16 protein-coding genes are annotated in these 15,301 nt (G+C 36.7%); 8 read left to right on the top strand and 8 right to left on the bottom strand.

The window, feature by feature from the left end; genetic code table 11:
- Window positions 1-26: 26 nt before the first annotated feature.
- Window positions 27-1,589, top strand: a complete 1,563-nt coding sequence (locus tag SIB53_RS06315; protein WP_413677418.1) for an NAD(P)H-quinone oxidoreductase subunit N — start codon at window positions 27-29, stop codon at window positions 1,587-1,589.
- Window positions 1,590-1,602: 13 nt separating this feature from the next.
- Window positions 1,603-2,289 (top strand): ABC transporter ATP-binding protein, encoded by a 687-nt coding sequence (locus SIB53_RS06310; protein WP_413677417.1) that lies wholly within the window; start codon window positions 1,603-1,605, stop codon window positions 2,287-2,289.
- A 15-nt stretch (window positions 2,290-2,304) separates the two neighbouring features.
- On the opposite strand, the gene SIB53_RS06305 is transcribed toward SIB53_RS06310, so the two are convergent.
- Both SIB53_RS06305 and SIB53_RS06300 read right to left on the bottom strand, forming a co-directional pair.
- A complete protein-coding gene (locus SIB53_RS06305) occupies window positions 2,305-3,063 on the bottom strand; it encodes a biotin--[acetyl-CoA-carboxylase] ligase (RefSeq protein ID WP_413677416.1) in 759 nt (252 codons plus the stop codon).
- Between the two features lie 28 nt (window positions 3,064-3,091).
- Window positions 3,092-3,868: a PspA/IM30 family protein gene (locus tag SIB53_RS06300; RefSeq protein WP_413677415.1), complete on the bottom strand. Its 777-nt coding sequence runs from the start codon at window positions 3,866-3,868 to the stop codon at window positions 3,092-3,094.
- Window positions 3,869-3,941: 73 nt separating this feature from the next.
- Here SIB53_RS06300 and SIB53_RS06295 point away from each other — a divergent pair, with 73 nt between their 5' ends.
- A complete protein-coding gene (locus SIB53_RS06295; RefSeq protein WP_413677414.1) occupies window positions 3,942-4,424 on the top strand; it encodes a DUF721 domain-containing protein in 483 nt (160 codons plus the stop codon).
- A gap of 11 nt (window positions 4,425-4,435) precedes the next feature.
- On the opposite strand, the gene ubiE is transcribed toward SIB53_RS06295, so the two are convergent.
- Together ubiE and hisF are read right to left on the bottom strand one after the other, a co-directional pair.
- Window positions 4,436-5,134 (bottom strand): bifunctional demethylmenaquinone methyltransferase/2-methoxy-6-polyprenyl-1,4-benzoquinol methylase UbiE, encoded by a 699-nt coding sequence (gene ubiE, locus SIB53_RS06290; RefSeq protein ID WP_413677413.1) that lies wholly within the window; start codon window positions 5,132-5,134, stop codon window positions 4,436-4,438.
- 82 nt (window positions 5,135-5,216) lie between these two features.
- A complete protein-coding gene (gene hisF / locus SIB53_RS06285) occupies window positions 5,217-5,987 on the bottom strand; it encodes an imidazole glycerol phosphate synthase subunit HisF (RefSeq protein WP_413677412.1) in 771 nt (256 codons plus the stop codon).
- 54 nt (window positions 5,988-6,041) lie between these two features.
- Here hisF and SIB53_RS06280 point away from each other — a divergent pair, with 54 nt between their 5' ends.
- Together SIB53_RS06280 and chlG are read left to right on the top strand one after the other, a co-directional pair.
- A complete protein-coding gene (locus SIB53_RS06280) occupies window positions 6,042-6,263 on the top strand; it encodes a DUF2862 domain-containing protein (protein ID WP_413677411.1) in 222 nt (73 codons plus the stop codon).
- 15 nt (window positions 6,264-6,278) lie between these two features.
- Window positions 6,279-7,229 (top strand): chlorophyll synthase ChlG, encoded by a 951-nt coding sequence (gene chlG / locus SIB53_RS06275; protein ID WP_413677410.1) that lies wholly within the window; start codon window positions 6,279-6,281, stop codon window positions 7,227-7,229.
- Between the two features lie 47 nt (window positions 7,230-7,276).
- Here chlG and SIB53_RS06270 read toward each other — a convergent pair whose 3' ends face one another.
- Window positions 7,277-8,623 carry a 16S rRNA (cytosine(967)-C(5))-methyltransferase gene (locus tag SIB53_RS06270; RefSeq protein WP_413677409.1) on the bottom strand — a complete coding sequence of 449 codons (1,347 nt, stop codon included), beginning with the start codon at window positions 8,621-8,623 and terminating at the stop codon, window positions 7,277-7,279.
- Window positions 8,624-8,838: 215 nt separating this feature from the next.
- On the opposite strand from SIB53_RS06270, the gene SIB53_RS06265 reads away from it, so the two are divergent.
- Both SIB53_RS06265 and trmH read left to right on the top strand, forming a co-directional pair.
- Window positions 8,839-9,843, top strand: coding sequence for a porin (locus SIB53_RS06265; RefSeq protein WP_413677408.1), 1,005 nt, complete (start codon window positions 8,839-8,841; stop codon window positions 9,841-9,843).
- A gap of 155 nt (window positions 9,844-9,998) precedes the next feature.
- A complete protein-coding gene (trmH, locus tag SIB53_RS06260) occupies window positions 9,999-10,688 on the top strand; it encodes a tRNA (guanosine(18)-2'-O)-methyltransferase TrmH (protein WP_413677407.1) in 690 nt (229 codons plus the stop codon).
- A 21-nt stretch (window positions 10,689-10,709) separates the two neighbouring features.
- Here the strand turns inward: trmH and SIB53_RS06255 are convergent, their stop codons facing one another.
- On the bottom strand, window positions 10,710-11,468 hold the full coding sequence (locus tag SIB53_RS06255) for an ABC transporter permease (protein WP_413677406.1): 759 nt from the start codon (window positions 11,466-11,468) through the stop codon (window positions 10,710-10,712).
- A 190-nt stretch (window positions 11,469-11,658) separates the two neighbouring features.
- Here SIB53_RS06255 and SIB53_RS06250 point away from each other — a divergent pair, with 190 nt between their 5' ends.
- Entirely contained in the window at window positions 11,659-11,826 is a 168-nt protein-coding gene (locus SIB53_RS06250) for a hypothetical protein (protein ID WP_413677405.1), read from the top strand.
- A gap of 16 nt (window positions 11,827-11,842) precedes the next feature.
- On the opposite strand, the gene lepA is transcribed toward SIB53_RS06250, so the two are convergent.
- Together lepA and SIB53_RS06240 are read right to left on the bottom strand one after the other, a co-directional pair.
- Window positions 11,843-13,654, bottom strand: coding sequence for a translation elongation factor 4 (gene lepA / locus SIB53_RS06245; RefSeq protein WP_413677404.1), 1,812 nt, complete (start codon window positions 13,652-13,654; stop codon window positions 11,843-11,845).
- Window positions 13,655-13,738: 84 nt separating this feature from the next.
- A complete protein-coding gene (locus tag SIB53_RS06240) occupies window positions 13,739-15,229 on the bottom strand; it encodes a malate:quinone oxidoreductase (RefSeq protein ID WP_413677403.1) in 1,491 nt (496 codons plus the stop codon).
- Between the last annotated feature and the right edge of the window lie 72 nt (window positions 15,230-15,301).

Raw genomic sequence — 15,301 nt, 5'->3', positions numbered from 1 at the left:
AGATGCAGCTTAAAAACAATACATAAATGGGAGAACTTTTGTCTTTTCAAATATTCATAAATGAGCCTGTTGAGCTTTTAAATCTCTCTTTAAATGCCAAAGCGGTGCTACCAGAATCAGCAGTTCTACTGGCAATGCTAGGGACGCTTTTGGTTGATTTGGCTGGTGAAAAGATATCAGCCCGCTGGTCTCCTCCAATTTGTTATGCAGGTCTTGGTACTGCTTTGATTTTGCTGACAATGCAATGGAATGGAGAAATTCAAGAATCTTTCTTAGGTGCTTTTATTGCAGACAATCTTGCCATTGCATTTAGAGGGGTTATAGCTCTATCAACTCTTATTTCTCTGCTAATAAGTTGGAGATATGCTGAACAGAATGGAAGTCCTATTGGAGAATTTGCAGCAATATTATTAGCTGCCACTCTTGGTGCAATGCTTCTATGTGGTTCAACTGATTTGGTAAGTGTTTTTGTCTCACTTGAAACACTTTCCGTTGCTAGCTACTTACTTTCTGGATATCTCAAAAGAGACTCAAGAAGTTCCGAAGCAGCTTTGAAATACTTGTTAGTTGGGTCGGCTGCAGCCGCTGTATTTCTTTATGGAGCATCCCTACTTTATGGAATAAGTGGATCTACAAATTTAAAAGAAATAGGAATAACCTTATTAAGTGCTCCAACACCTTTATCTGCATTAGCGCTGGTTTTCGTATTATCTACAGTAGCTTTTAAAATTGCAGCAGTTCCATTTCATCAATGGACACCTGATGTTTATGAAGGTTCTCCTACCCCAGTAGTTGCATTTTTATCAGTCGGATCCAAAGCAGCAGGTTTTGCACTTTCAATAAGAATTCTAGTCGGGTGTTTCGGCGCTTTTGACACACAGTGGAAATTGCTATTTACTGTTTTAGCTATTCTCAGTATGTCGCTGGGCAACGTTGTAGCTTTAGCTCAAACATCCATGAAAAGGATGCTGGCTTATAGCTCAATTGGACAAGCTGGCTTTGTAATGATTGGATTGGTTTGCGGAACTGAAGATGGTTTTGCAGCGATGGTTCTATATATGGCAGCTTATTTGTTTATGAATCTTGGTGCTTTTGCATGCATAATCCTTTTCTCAATCAGAACAGGAAGCGATCAAATATCAGATTATGCAGGTCTATATCAAAAAGATCCATTAATCACCTTGGGATTAAGTTTATGCCTTCTTTCATTGGGAGGCATTCCTCCAATGTTGGGATTTTTTGGGAAAATTTATTTATTTTTTGCAGGATGGGCTGATGGCCAATACTTACTAGTAAGTGTTGGCCTAGTTACTTCTGTTATTTCAATTTACTATTACATATCAGTTATAAAAATGATGGTTGTAACAGAACCAAAGCAAGCTTCAGATGTTGTCAAAGCATATCCATCAATAGAATGGTCAATCCCAGGGATGTCCTCTCTCAAAGTGGCTTTAATTTTTTGTGTTCTCGTAACTGCTATTGGTGGAATCATCTCAAACCCTCTCTTTGACTTTGCTGATGATGCGGTAAACGGAACTCCATTACTTCGTGAAGCTATTACGCTTGCAAGTAAAACTTCAATTGGTTAACCAATTAAAATCATTGAAAAAATCTGTAGCGCGACTTACGAATGTAAATAAATTTTACGGGGCAGGCTCAGTCAAAGTGAAAGCTCTTGACGAACTCAACCTTGAAGTTTTCCAGGGAGATTACCTTGCCGTGATGGGTGCAAGTGGATCTGGTAAAAGCACCGCAATGAATATACTTGGATGCCTTGATCGTCCTAGTAATGGAACATATGAATTAAATGGAACTGCAGTAGAAAAGCTTGATGATGACTTGTTGGCAGATATTAGAAACAAAGAGCTGGGTTTTGTTTTTCAGCAATTTCATCTACTTCAAGAAGTTTCAGCACTTGAAAATGTAATGCTTCCAATGATTTATGCATGCGTCCCCTCTGTAGAGAGGGAGAAGCGCGCTGAAGAGGCCCTTAACCGAGTAGGGCTTGGGAACAGGATGACCAATCTTCCTAATCAATTATCGGGAGGACAACAACAAAGAGTTGCTATAGCAAGGGCAATAATCAATCAACCATCCCTATTATTAGCTGACGAGCCAACGGGTGCTCTTGATTCCAAAACTACTGAAGATGTTTTAAATCTTTTTGACCAACTTCATAATCAAGGAATCACAATTGTCTTAGTTACGCATGAAGATAATGTTGCTCAAAGAGCAAAAAAAATAGCTAGGTTTAGAGATGGCAAAGTAACAGAGATTACTAATAATTAACTAAGAAAATCATGCCTAAGCAGACAAGACTTTCACTTTATCTTCTTTCATAAGAATCAATCTTCCACTGGAATCTATACCTTTGATATCCCATTTCAGCCCAGTTTCTTTATCAATATATTTTCTTGACCACAATCTTTGTTCAATTTGACTGCAAAGAAAATTTTTATTATCTAAAAGATCTAAAGATCTTTCTATTGCAAGTAAAACTTCTGAAGACCAAAAATTTACATTCATCTTTTTACCTCCAATAATCTGTTTTAGTGATATCCCCTCTTTAGGAACTTTATTAAAAACGTTTAAACCTACTCCCACTCTTAATAATCTAAGTTTTCCTCCTCTAAAAAATAATCTAGGTAAGATTCCAGCTAATTTTTGGCCATCAACTAATAGATCATTTGGCCATTTTATATTCACCTTAACTCCTATCCGTTCAATTCTTTCAACCAAAGCCAATGCAACAGCTAACCCATAAAGCTGAGAATTATTTTCACCCGAACCCTCCTTCTTAATAGCCGCACTGACCCAAACCCCTCCTTTTGGTGCATGCCAAATTCGACCAGCTTGACCTTTACCAAATTTTTGGCAAGAAGAGAATATAGCTATTGGCTGATTTTTTTTCACTGGTTTCTCTGCAATCCAATTTGATAGCTCAATTTCTGTACTAGGACAAATATTTTTCAGCATTAATCTCCAAGAGCCTTGAGAGGAATGATTTAATTTGTAATATCTATAGATCAACCCAACTCCTCTATCGAATTTTTGATTATTCATATTTCAAACATAATGTGTTCTTAAAAACTCAAGAATTATCTATTGACTTTTTCATCTCCTCTAATTCAACTTCAACTTCTTTGATCTCTACTGCCTTTACTTCATTGACATCTAAATCAGAAGGAGGCAATGCTATTGCCTCAACTCCCGATTTCAACTGAGTCCTCAATGTCTCTAATTCTTTCTCTATATCATCAACTCCTTCTAATGCCGCGAACTTAGTTTCTAGATCTTCTCCAGCCAACTCTAATGCTGCTTGCCCAGAAGCTTCCAATGCCTCTACCTTATCTTCCATTCTTTCAAAAGCAGCCATGGCAGACTTACTCCCTAAATCACCAACTGCACTTTGAATTTGTTGCTGAGCTTTGGCTGCCTGAGCTCTTGCTTTAAGCATATCTTTTTTAGTTCGAGACTCAGCAATCTTTCTTTCTAATAACAAAAGACTTTTCTTTAATTTTTCAACTTGACCATTTTGTGTTTGAAATTGAGTTGATAAAGATTCATAAGTTTCTTGAAAAGTTTTTTTTCTACTTAATGCCTCTCTAGCCAGATCATCCTCTCCCTTTTTCAAGGCTAATTCAGCTCTGGTGAACCAATTTTTTATTTGCTCTTTTGCTTGATTCGCCTGATTCTCTAATCTTTTTTGACTTGCAATAGCCATGGCGACCGCTTGACGAAGCTTCACCAAGTCGTCTTGCATATCAGCAACAGACTGATCAAGTATTTTTATTGGATCTTCTGCATCACTGACAAAAGCATTTAGATTTGCCCTTATCAAGCGGCTTAACCGATCAAATAATCCCATAAGGATCTTTTATGCAATCTAAAAAATATTAGCTAGATTTAAGCACTAACTTACCAATAGTGTCTAATTAAAATTGATTTTAGAAGACTTCAAGCATAAAACAAAAGCGAAAAGAGAGCAGTCAGTTTATAAATGCTTGGAAGAAATCAAGTCTTCATGGAAAGGGAATGTCGGGGGACTTATTCAAGATTGGGTAAAAATAGCTGGGGAGCAACTCGCACTAAATTGCACACCAATTAATATACAAAATAAAGTTTTAACGATTGGAGCAAGTCATCCAGGGTGGAGACAGGCGCTCCAGTACAACCGTTTAGAATTAATTGAGTCTTTAAAATCATATGGATATCAAATAAAAGAAATTCGGATTAGACAATATTATCCTAATGATATAGTTCCTAGAGAAAGTGAAAAAGAAATATGGGAAAAGCACCCAAGTAGAATGCATAAGAACGGAATTACCAATTGTCCTTTTTGCAAAGTGCCTTCTCCCAAGGGAGAAGTTAAATTATGGGGTAAATGTAGTTTTTGTAGAAGAAAAGAATTGAGAATAAATTGAACGATTTTGATTTAGGCTTCAAGTAATAAAATCCCCATTTGTCCCTTTGCTAATGTTTGGTATTTTGCTTTTTTGAAGCCCACTGAGTGTGCTAAATGAATTTGTTTTTCGCCTGAAGGGAAGTTAACTAAGCTTTTTTTTATATATGAATATTCTTTTCCCAAACCGAAAAGAGATGAAATTGGAACAACATAAAAACTTAAATAAATTTTTTGGAATAGCCCTTGAATAGAAGGTCCTTCAAAAGATCTAAAATCTAAAATACCGGCTCTTCCGCCAGGTTTCAAAATTCTAAAAGCCTCTCTAAGACCTTCATAAGAACTGGAAAGATTCCTTAAACCATAGGCCATTAAAAGGCCATCAAATTGATGTGATTTGAGATTAGTCCCCAGAGCATCACCATTTATCCAATCAATTGAAGAATATTTTTGTTTAGATCTTTCTCTCGCAACTAATAATGCTTGAGAAGCTGAATCTAATCCAGTAATATTTTCAGAGCTCTTCATATATTTAGCCAATAGTATTGACATGTCTCCCGTTCCACAACAAATATCTATCCATTTTTCTCCAAAACTCGGATTAAGGATATCCAATAATTTTCTTTTCCAAAGCCTATGTAATCCAAAGCTAAAAATATCATTTAAAAAGTCATATTTTGAAGAAATCGAATTAAACATTTCCTCTATAGCTTTAGCATTACCAGGCCTCATATAAATACAAAAAAAATACTCTAGTCAAATAAAATCTTAATGCGGAAAAAATTTATTTTACATTTTTTGATGAAAAAATTTATCATTCAATTGGTCTAATAGGTAAATTTTCCTTAATTAGATATTCTTTTATTTCGCTGATAGTTAATTTTCCATCATGTAACAAGGAAGCTAAAAGAGCAGCTGATGATTTTCCAAGAGTAAAAGCCTCTTTAATGTGTCTCAAGCAACCAGCTCCTCCTGAAGCTATTACAGGAATTGAAACCTTTTCAGAAATAGATTTAGTTAGTTCGATGTCATACCCATTTTGAGTTCCGTCACCGTCCATGGAAGTTAATAGGATTTCTCCTGCTCCTAGCTCAAATACTTTTTCTGCCCATTCAATCGCATCCAAACCGGTATTATTACGACCACCACGCACATAAACGTCCCACTTATTAGGAATATTCTTGTTCTTTTTTGCATCTATTGCGACCACAATACATTGAGATCCAAAACGATTCGCCCCTTGAGAAATCAACGAAGGGTCTTTAACAGCACTGGAATTTAAACTTACTTTGTCAGCTCCTGCTCGTAACAATTCATTTATTCCATTAATAGAACTTATCCCACCTCCAACAGTGAAAGGAATGGTTACAGCCTCGGATGTTCGTCTAACCATATCAACCAAAGTTGATCTTTTCTCGTGAGTGGCTGTTATGTCTAGGAAGACCAATTCATCAGCTCCAGCCTTGCTGTATCTACATCCCAGCTCAACTGGATCACCTGCATCACGCAATCCAACAAAGTTAACCCCCTTTACTACCCTTCCATTTGAAACATCAAGACAAGGGATCAATCTTAAAGCAACCATGATTTTTAAACAGGGGAACTGTTATGGTTGCCCAAACTTAAGCATTTTGATGCCATGGCTAAGCCAACCTCCCTTGCAAGGATAGGTTCAAAAATCAAGATCAATATTGAACGTGTAAGAGATCGCATACCTTCTTATTTGATCAACCAACTATCTGAAGATCCAAAAGGTACTGTAGTCGATTACAAGATGACTGATGGTATAGGTGGCATTGGAGTGGTAATTAAAATGAATGATGGAAGCAAACATTGGTTCTTCGAAGATGAAGTTTCTTAACCCTGAGATTACAAAGTGAGCGATGCTAGGCAACTCCTTGGGATAAAAGGAGGTTCTGAAACAACAAACATTTGGAAGCTTCGTTTGCAATTAATGAAGCCCATCACATGGATTCCGTTGTTATGGGGAGTGATTTGTGGAGCAGCTGCCAGTGGTAATTATCACTGGGAATTAAGCAACATTCTTGCTTCGATAAGTTGCATGTTTATGAGCGGGCCACTCTTAACTGGGTATACCCAAACAATAAATGATTACTTTGATAGAGAAATTGATGCAATAAATGAACCTAATAGACCAATACCTTCAGGAGCAATTTCACTTTTTCAAGTAAAATGTCAAATTTGGGTTTTATTAATTGCCGGTCTTGGAGTTGCCTATTTATTAGATTTATGGGCACATCACACAATTCCTTCCGTACTTCTTTTGGCATTAGGAGGTTCATTTGTAAGTTTTATTTACTCAGCACCACCTTTAAAACTTAAACAAAATGGTTGGCTTGGGAATTATGCACTAGGTGCAAGCTATATAGCTCTTCCTTGGTGGGCTGGACAGGCTCTATTTGGACATTTGACGTGGACAACTGCTCTGCTTACTCTTGCCTATAGCTTGTCAGGCTTAGGAATTGCTGTGATAAATGATTTTAAAAGCGTGGAAGGGGATAAAAGCCTTGGTCTTGAATCACTTCCTGTTGTTTTTGGTATTAAAAATGCAAGTCGTATCAGCGCAGGAATGATAGATATCTTTCAGCTGGCGATGGTAGTAGTTTTGATAGCGATAGGACAACATTTTGCATCTGTCATTTTGATTTTGCTAATAATTCCTCAAATCACATTTCAAGATATATGGCTATTACGTGATCCATTAAAATTTGATGTTAAATACCAAGCGAGTGCACAACCATTTCTAATTTTAGGAATGCTTGTGACTGCAATAGCTATAGGACATAGTTCATTAATTAGTTTATAAAATTAATTCCTAATCCTAAAAATAGAATTATAATTATTTGAAAAGGTTTAACACCTTATATAATTTGATTTATTTTTTAATTTATTTAAAACAGCAATATAAAAACCATCTCCATTACCTTCCTCACCAGGCCATATCTGTTTTTCATATTCCAATAAAAACTCAGACTTTAATTGAAGAAAGTTTTTTATCTGATTAAAATTTTCTTCAGGATGAATAGTACATGTGGAATAGACCAATGTGCCTCCACTTTTTAATAAAGGAGCTAACGAGTTAAGTAATTGACTTTGAACAGCGACAAGCTCCTGAATATTATCTTTATTCATTCTCCATCTTGCATCAGGGTGGCGAGCAAGAGTACCCAATCCCGAACATGGAGCATCGATTAATATACGATCAAAAAAACTTTTCCATTCTGGATGTTTGGCTAATAATTCATTTGAATCAGCGACCAATATTTCCAAGCATTTATTCCCAAGCCTTTCTGAGTTCGCAAATATTTTTTTAGATCTTCGGGATGATCGATCAACAGACCAAATCTTGCCCTCATCATTCATTAATTCAGCAATATGTGTTGATTTTCCGCCTGGTGCAGCGCAAGCATCAAGAATCTTTTCTCCAGGCAAAGGTCCTAATGTCGGAGCAATTAGCTGCGAAGATCTATCTTGCACACTCCATTTACCTTCTTCATAACCAGGCCATTTCCTAGGTTCACCTACACCAGTTCTAACTTCCAATCCATAAGGACAGTTTGGAATTATTTGATTTTGAATGCCAAAGGAATCAAAAAGTTTTTTTATATCTTTTAAATCTGCACGCAATTTATTCACTCTTATGTCAATAGGACTAATTCTGTTGAATGCTTTAGCAATCTTCTTAGCATCTTCGACTCCCTTCCAAGCAATCAATTCATCTGCGAACCAAATAGGAAGAGACTCGTTTTTTGCTAATTCTAAAATCGGATTATTCGATTTAGGTAGTTGAAGACCTTTCTCCTTGGTTCTAAGAGCAGATCGCAAGATTCCATTAACGACAGGAGCAAGTTTTTTCAAATGATGAGTTTTCGCAAGCTCGACAGTTGTATTGATTGCAGCAGCTGGAGGTATTCGCTTCATTTTTAAAATCTGATAAAGCCCAAGATGTAATAGCCACCTCAATAACGGTGGCTGTCTTTTAGCTGGTACTTTTCCTAAAAAATCAATCCAACAATCTAAGTAATATCTCTGGCGAATTGCACCATAAGAAAGTTCAGTTATTAATGCTTTATCTAACGACTTGAATGAATAAAGGTTAAAGATCCTTTCCAATGCCACATCTGCGAATGCTCCACCACCTACTGCTTGGATAACCTCCCAAGCAGCTCTTCTGGCATCTAAGCCTTTTATGGATGACATATTTTCACTCAAACGCAATCATTTACAAATCCAGTTCACAGTAAAGTACTTATCCAGCCAATCATAGCTCAAAACACCCCTAAAGTCTTATACTGCAATGACTCTCAAAGAAATAGCCGAGACTAGGCCAACTAAAAAGCTGTAACATAAGATACTTTTAAACACCTCTTAAAATAGTTAAATTTGATTTAACTTCTTTAATGTGTGAGGACACTATGAAGCTTTTTTCACGTTTATTAGTAGCTCCAGCAGCTTTGGGCCTAATGGCTCCAGTTGCAGCTAATGCAGACACTGCATTTTCATCAACAACAACTCTTTCTGGTTCTGCTGTTTTCACAACAGGTTCAGTTGCAGATGGCGGAACTTCTGATACAGAAGAAGAGCTATACATGCAGTATGCATATGGCCTTGACATAAATTCTAGCTTCACAGGCGAAGACCTTTTCTCTGCTGGTCTTGTAGCTGGTAATGCTAGTGGCCCACTTGCAAGCATGGATAGTGCTGAATCAGGTGATCTAAACGTTACTTCTCTTTTCTACAACTTCCCTGTTGGCGATCTTTCAGTAACTGTTGGACCTTTGGTTGATCAGGATGATGTTGTTGCAGCAACAACTTCTGCTTATTCAGACGCATTCAGACTAGGCAGCATGCCTTATTCTTTGGCTGGTGACGAAACTGGTCCTGGAGTTGGTGTTGCTTACTCTAATGACAATGGCGTAGTTGCTTCTGTAAGTTTCGTTTCTGTTGGTGGTGCTTCTTCTACAGTAGGAATCGGCGCTGATGATGGTGATGATGTTTCAACTTTCACTCTTGGCTATAACGGCGACGGCTTTGGTGGCGGTCTTGTAATTGCTTCTAACGACGGTGAAGGCGGAACAACTGGATACGACACATTCGGTGGTGGTATCTACTACAGCCCAGAGTCAATTGATGCAACATTCAGCGTTGCTTATGACACAACAGATCCAGAAACAGGTGCTGATGCAACTGACTTGTTTGTTGGTGTTGACTACGAAGTTGGTCCAGGAACATTAAGTGCTGCTTACAACTCAACTGATGTTGATGGTAGTGATTCTTTAGATTCAACAGGATTTGAAGTTTCTTACACTTATTCATTGAACGACAACGTTACACTTACTCCTGGTTTCTTCACTGTTGAAGATACAAGTACTGGTGATGACGACACAGGTGTTGTTGTTGAAACTGCATTTAGCTTCTAAATTTAATAGAAACCTAAATTCATTTAGTTAAATAAAAAGCTCCTGCCCAATAGGCAGGAGCTTTTTATTTGGAAATCTATACTATATTTTTTATATATTAAATAAATACAACTATCATCATTAAATAGTACCAACTGTTCCATAAATCATTAGAAATGCCTCTACTCCCTAGACGTTTTGAACGCATAAAATCAGTACTAAATAGGAGGATTTCCGATCTCACCGTCTTAATTGAGAATGTTGAAAAGCCTCATAATCTTTCAGCAATAATACGAAGTTGTGATGCAGTTGGGGTTCTTGAGGCATATGCTATCTTCAACAAAGAAAAGTTTTTAACATTTAATAGCACGGCTCAAGGAAGTCAAAAATGGGTCCAAATAAATCAATATAAAGAAACCACTGAGGCAATAACAGTTCTTAAAAAAAAAGGATTTAAATTGTATGGCACGAACTTGAACCCAAAATCAATTGACTATAGAAAATGTAATTTCGAGGGGCCAACAGCATTCGTACTAGGTGCAGAGAAATGGGGTATTAGTGAAGAAGCTGGAAGTCTAATGGATGAACATATTCATATTCCAATGAGAGGTATGGTTGAATCTTTGAATGTATCAGTTGCAGCATCGGCATTATTATTTGAAGCGCTAAGACAACGTCAAGAAGCCAATACAATTCCTGAGTTTGGAGAAGGTATGAGCCAAGAAACATACAAAGAGAAGATCTTCGAGTGGGCTTACCCTGAAGTTGCTAAATGGTGCAAAGATGAAGGCAAAAAATATCCAGAGCTTAATGAAAAAGGTGAAATTATCAGTGATCTCCCAAGAACAGAAAAAATGAGATGTTAAATCCTAAACCTCAAGTATTATTTAATGCTGCAGACTAGTTTCACTTATAAATTTCTCTAAGCCTTCTCCAATAAAAGATAGTCCCAAAACTAGAATAAACATCGCCATACCAGGATAGATAGCTGTCCACCAGATACCAGTAGGCAATGCAACTAATGCCATATTTAAATCACTTCCCCATTCTGGAATATTCTCAGGAAGACCTAATCCAAGAAAGCCCAATCCCCCAAGAACTAATACAGCATCTGCAGCATTAAGTGTTAAGACCACAGGTACAGAAGTAAGAACATTTTTAAGAAGGTATTTTCTTATCACCCACAAAGGGGATGCTCCCATTGATATTGCTGCCTCGACATAAAGTTCTGATTTAACCTGAGTAGTCTGGTTTCTAACAAGTCGAAAATATTGAGGAATATAAACTACGCACAATGCTATTGAAGCATTCAATATGCCTCTCCCTAATAAAAATGCCATCACCACAGAAAGAAGGAGGACAGGAATGGTATAAAGAGTATCCATACAAAGCACCAAAACCCTATCCACAAACCCACCAATGTAGCCACTTAAAAGTCCCAAAGGTATTCCTACTAGAACGGCAAGAGATACGGCCACAAAAACGACCTGTAACGCAACTCCACTCGCAGCCAAGGTTCTGATACAAACATCTCTTCCTAGTCGATCTGTTCCACACCAGTGATCTATGGAGGGAGCTGAGAAAACCGGATTCCCTAAACCAAATTCACCATTAGGTACAACCTTTAAAGATATTAATAGTGGCATAAGAATAGAGATGCCTACATATACAGCTAAAATTACTAGCCCAGTGAACAATAACCGTGTAGACAAATTCTTTTGTCTTAAAAAGCCTCTCAGATTCAATGATCAAATAATAAGACCTAATTAAATTTAGCTGTAAAAGGTAGAAAATAAAAAAATAATTGCTTAAATAAGTGAATACATACAATTTAAGATGCATTTAAAAAATGATGGTCTCACCGTAGGGGAGCTCTCAATAACCATTACAATACTAATAATAGTAGGTTTTATATGGACAAATCTAAGCAAAGAAAAAGGGAATCAGGAAGTCTCAATGTTTATAAATAATTCAAGTGAAATAAACTATACAAAACAAACATAGAAAATAGAAATATCTATTAATCATTATTCAATTTCAAGACAGCCATAAAAGCCTCCTGGGGAACATCAACTTTTCCCATAGACTTCATTCGTTTTTTCCCTTTTGCCTGTTTCTTCAATAATTTCTTTTTTCTGGAAATATCGCCGCCGTAGCACTTGGACAAAACATCTTTTCGTAATGCACTAATACCTTCACTTGCAATAATTCGACTACCAATAGAAGCCTGTAAAGGAATTTTAAATTGCTGTTTTGGAATAAGTTCTTTTAATTTCTCAACAAGTCCTTTCCCTACACTATAAGCATTATCTTTATGAACAATTGTCGTTAAAGGGTCTGCTCGCTCTGAATTAATTAAAACGTCTAATCTGACTAAATCATTTTCTCTATAGCCAATTAAGTGATATTCCATAGAAGCATATCCCTTAGTTCTACTTTTCATCTGATCAAAAAAGTCGGTGACAACTTCAGCTAGAGGTATTTCATAAATAAGAGTGACTCGATCAGTCGTTATGTACTTCATATCAATAAAGTCTCCTCTTCTATCCTGACAAAGTCCCATCAAAGTTCCGTTATAGTCATTAGGTGCATAAATTTCCATACGAACGTAGGGTTCTTCTATTGTTTCACGTTTTTGAGGATCTGGAAGTGTAGCTGGATTATCAATCATCAAAACTTCTCCATCAGTCATTTTCACTTTATAAATTACTGAGGGTGCAGTGACAATTAAATCCAAATCATATTCGCGTTCTAAACGCTCTTGAACAATTTCCATATGCAGTAAACCTAAGAATCCACAACGAAAGCCAAATCCCATTGCACTACTTGTTTCAGGTTCATATTTCAATGCAGCATCGGATAACTGTAATTTATCTAAAGCTTCTCTTAGATCTGGATATTGATCTGCGTCAGTGGGGAACAACCCACAAAAAACCATTGGTTTAGCCTCTGTATAACCTGGTAAAGCTTCTTCCGCAGGTCTATCCTGCAACGTAATTGTATCCCCAACTCTTGCATCAGCAACTGCTTTGATTGATGCAGCTAAATATCCTACTTCACCTGCATGAAGAGTATTTACTTTTACCTGATCAGGAGCCATAACACCTATTTCATCTAGCTCATAACTTTTTTTACTAGCCATAAGTAAAACCTTGTCTTTCTTACTTATGCCACCACTCATGATTCTGAAATAGACAATCACCCCCCTATAAGGGTCGTAATAAGAATCAAAAATAAGTGCTTTTGTAGCTTGGTCAACATTATCTTTTGGAGAAGGTATTCTATCTACTACTGCTTGCAGTATTTCTGGGATACCAACCCCTGTTTTAGCAGAGCAGGAAATTGCCTTAGATGTATCTAAACCAATAATTGATTCAATCTCATTTTTGATTTTTTCAGGATCAGCACCAGGTAAATCGACTTTATTGAGAACAGGAATAATTTCTAAATCATTTTCCAAGGCAAGATAAACATTGGCCAAAGTTTGAGCTTCAACTCCCTGACTAGCATCAACAACCAGCAAGGCGCCTTCACAAGCCTGCAATGATCTACTCACTTCATAAGAGAAATCAACATGGCCTGGGGTATCAATCAAATTCAAAACATATTCCTCTCCATCATCAGCTTTATAATTCATCCGCGCAGCCTGTAATTTTATAGTTATCCCTCTCTCTCTCTCAAGATCCATATTGTCCAAGAATTGTTCTTGCATGTCCCTAGAGGAGACAGTACCTGTGTCCTGAAGAAGCCTATCCGCCAAGGTTGATTTACCATGGTCAATATGAGCAATTATGCAAAAGTTCCTCAGACGAGAAATGGGCACATTAGTCATGCGAAATCAATTAATGGAACAAGATCTTCATTTATCAATTCAACTCTGAATAAAGATTAAATATAACTCACCAGTACTAAAGTTTTAAATTAATTTAAGTAAGAAATCGTTTCTTTTGCGAATTGACAAAAGTGCTTCTTGATTTGAATTAATATCTGTTCCAATACTGGGGAAAAGCTCTAACATTTTATTTTTCCATTTACTTGATTCCATTTTTTCCTGCCAGCACCGGTTTAAAACTTCAATCATGATTGTTACTGCTGTGCTTGCGCCAGGAGAAGCCCCAAGCAAAGCAGATAAAGATCCATCCGATGAAGTAACAACTTCTGTCCCCATTTTCAAAACACCGCCTTTAGATGTTTGTTTAATTATTTGAACCCGCTGCCCTGCAATTGAAAGCTTCCAATCATCAGGTGAAACCTTAGGAAGAAATCTTTTTAAAGTTTCTATTCGATCCTCATTTGTTTGAATTAATTGATTTAATAAGTATTTTCCTAGATCTATATTGTCTAATCCTGCTTGCAAAATAGAGAAAAGATTAGTTGTTTTGATGGATCTAAACAAATCCAATTTTGATCCATATTTTAAAAAATTTGAACTAAATCCTGCAAAAGGACCAAACAAAAGAGATCTTTTTCCATCTATCCATCTTGTATCTAAGTGTGGGACAGACATTGGTGGTGCTCCAACTGCTGCGTTTCCATAAACCTTTGCATTATGTGTTTTTGTTGATTTCTCCTCATCACAAATCAACCATTTGCCGCTTACAGGAAACCCTGCATATGACAATCCTTCTGAAATTCCCGATTTTTGCAAAAGGGATAAAGCTCCTCCTCCTGCTCCAAGGAAAACAAACTTTGATCTAACAACTCTATTTTTTATTGCTCCTTTTAAAGATAAATACCAATCTCCTTCTCTATCTTGTTCAAGATTTTCAACATTAGTAGAATAGTTAATTTCAATAGATTTTGACTCTTCAATTTGATTGATATATGAGCGAGTTAAATTACCAAAATCAATATCAGTTCCTCTTTGAATTCTTGTTGCGGCAATCTTTTCACTCTTTTTCCTACCATCCATGATCAAAGGGATCCAATCTTTTAATTCACCATGATCCTTGGTGAATTCCATTTGAGCAAAAGCGGCATGAGAACTAAGTTTAGAAAACCTTTTTTTAAGCAAAGAAATATCTTTATCTCCAAAGACAAGGCTGATATGTGGCAACTTATTTAAAAAATTTTTTGGTATCAATTTCCCTTGTTCTGCTAACGATGCCCAAAGCTCTAAGCTTTGCTCAAAGGATTTATTTATTTCAAAAGCTTTGGTGGTACTAAGAGAGCCATCCTCTTGGATTGGAGTATAATTAAGCTCACAGTTGGCTGCATGTCCTGTTCCAGCATTATTCTTGGCGCAACTACTTTCCAAACCAGCAGAAGATAATCTTTCAACAACCAGCAATCGTAAATCCGGATCAAGCTCATGCAGAAGTACTGCAAGAGTTGAGCTCATAATTCCTGCACCTACTAATATTGCGTCATAAGTATTTTCTGACTTTGAGGCACTGGTATTAAACAAAATCTTTATCAAGATTACATACAGACTATCCTGCAATTAACTAAGCTAAGCAAAATTAAATTAAGTAAATCA

This window comes from Prochlorococcus sp. MIT 0916, assembly GCF_047305155.1.
Classification (GTDB): domain Bacteria; phylum Cyanobacteriota; class Cyanobacteriia; order PCC-6307; family Cyanobiaceae; genus Prochlorococcus_B.
The sequence above is the reverse complement of the archived record's forward strand: the minus strand, read 5'-3'. Positions and strand labels throughout refer to the sequence as shown.

Coding starts and splice junctions, on each gene's coding strand:
- SIB53_RS06265 (WP_413677408.1), top strand. CDS start 8,839: ATGAAGCTTTTTTCACGTTTATTAGTAGCTCCAGCAGCTTTGGGCCTA.
- ubiE (WP_413677413.1), bottom strand. CDS start 5,134: ATGAGGCCTGGTAATGCTAAAGCTATAGAGGAAATGTTTAATTCGATT.
- SIB53_RS06250 (WP_413677405.1), top strand. CDS start 11,659: ATGCATTTAAAAAATGATGGTCTCACCGTAGGGGAGCTCTCAATAACC.
- SIB53_RS06305 (WP_413677416.1), bottom strand. CDS start 3,063: ATGAATAATCAAAAATTCGATAGAGGAGTTGGGTTGATCTATAGATAT.
- SIB53_RS06280 (WP_413677411.1), top strand. CDS start 6,042: ATGGCTAAGCCAACCTCCCTTGCAAGGATAGGTTCAAAAATCAAGATC.
- hisF (WP_413677412.1), bottom strand. CDS start 5,987: ATGGTTGCTTTAAGATTGATCCCTTGTCTTGATGTTTCAAATGGAAGG.
- SIB53_RS06270 (WP_413677409.1), bottom strand. CDS start 8,623: ATGTCATCCATAAAAGGCTTAGATGCCAGAAGAGCTGCTTGGGAGGTT.
- SIB53_RS06255 (WP_413677406.1), bottom strand. CDS start 11,468: ATGCCACTATTAATATCTTTAAAGGTTGTACCTAATGGTGAATTTGGT.
- lepA (WP_413677404.1), bottom strand. CDS start 13,654: ATGACTAATGTGCCCATTTCTCGTCTGAGGAACTTTTGCATAATTGCT.
- SIB53_RS06300 (WP_413677415.1), bottom strand. CDS start 3,868: ATGGGATTATTTGATCGGTTAAGCCGCTTGATAAGGGCAAATCTAAAT.
- SIB53_RS06315 (WP_413677418.1), top strand. CDS start 27: ATGGGAGAACTTTTGTCTTTTCAAATATTCATAAATGAGCCTGTTGAG.
- trmH (WP_413677407.1), top strand. CDS start 9,999: ATGCCTCTACTCCCTAGACGTTTTGAACGCATAAAATCAGTACTAAAT.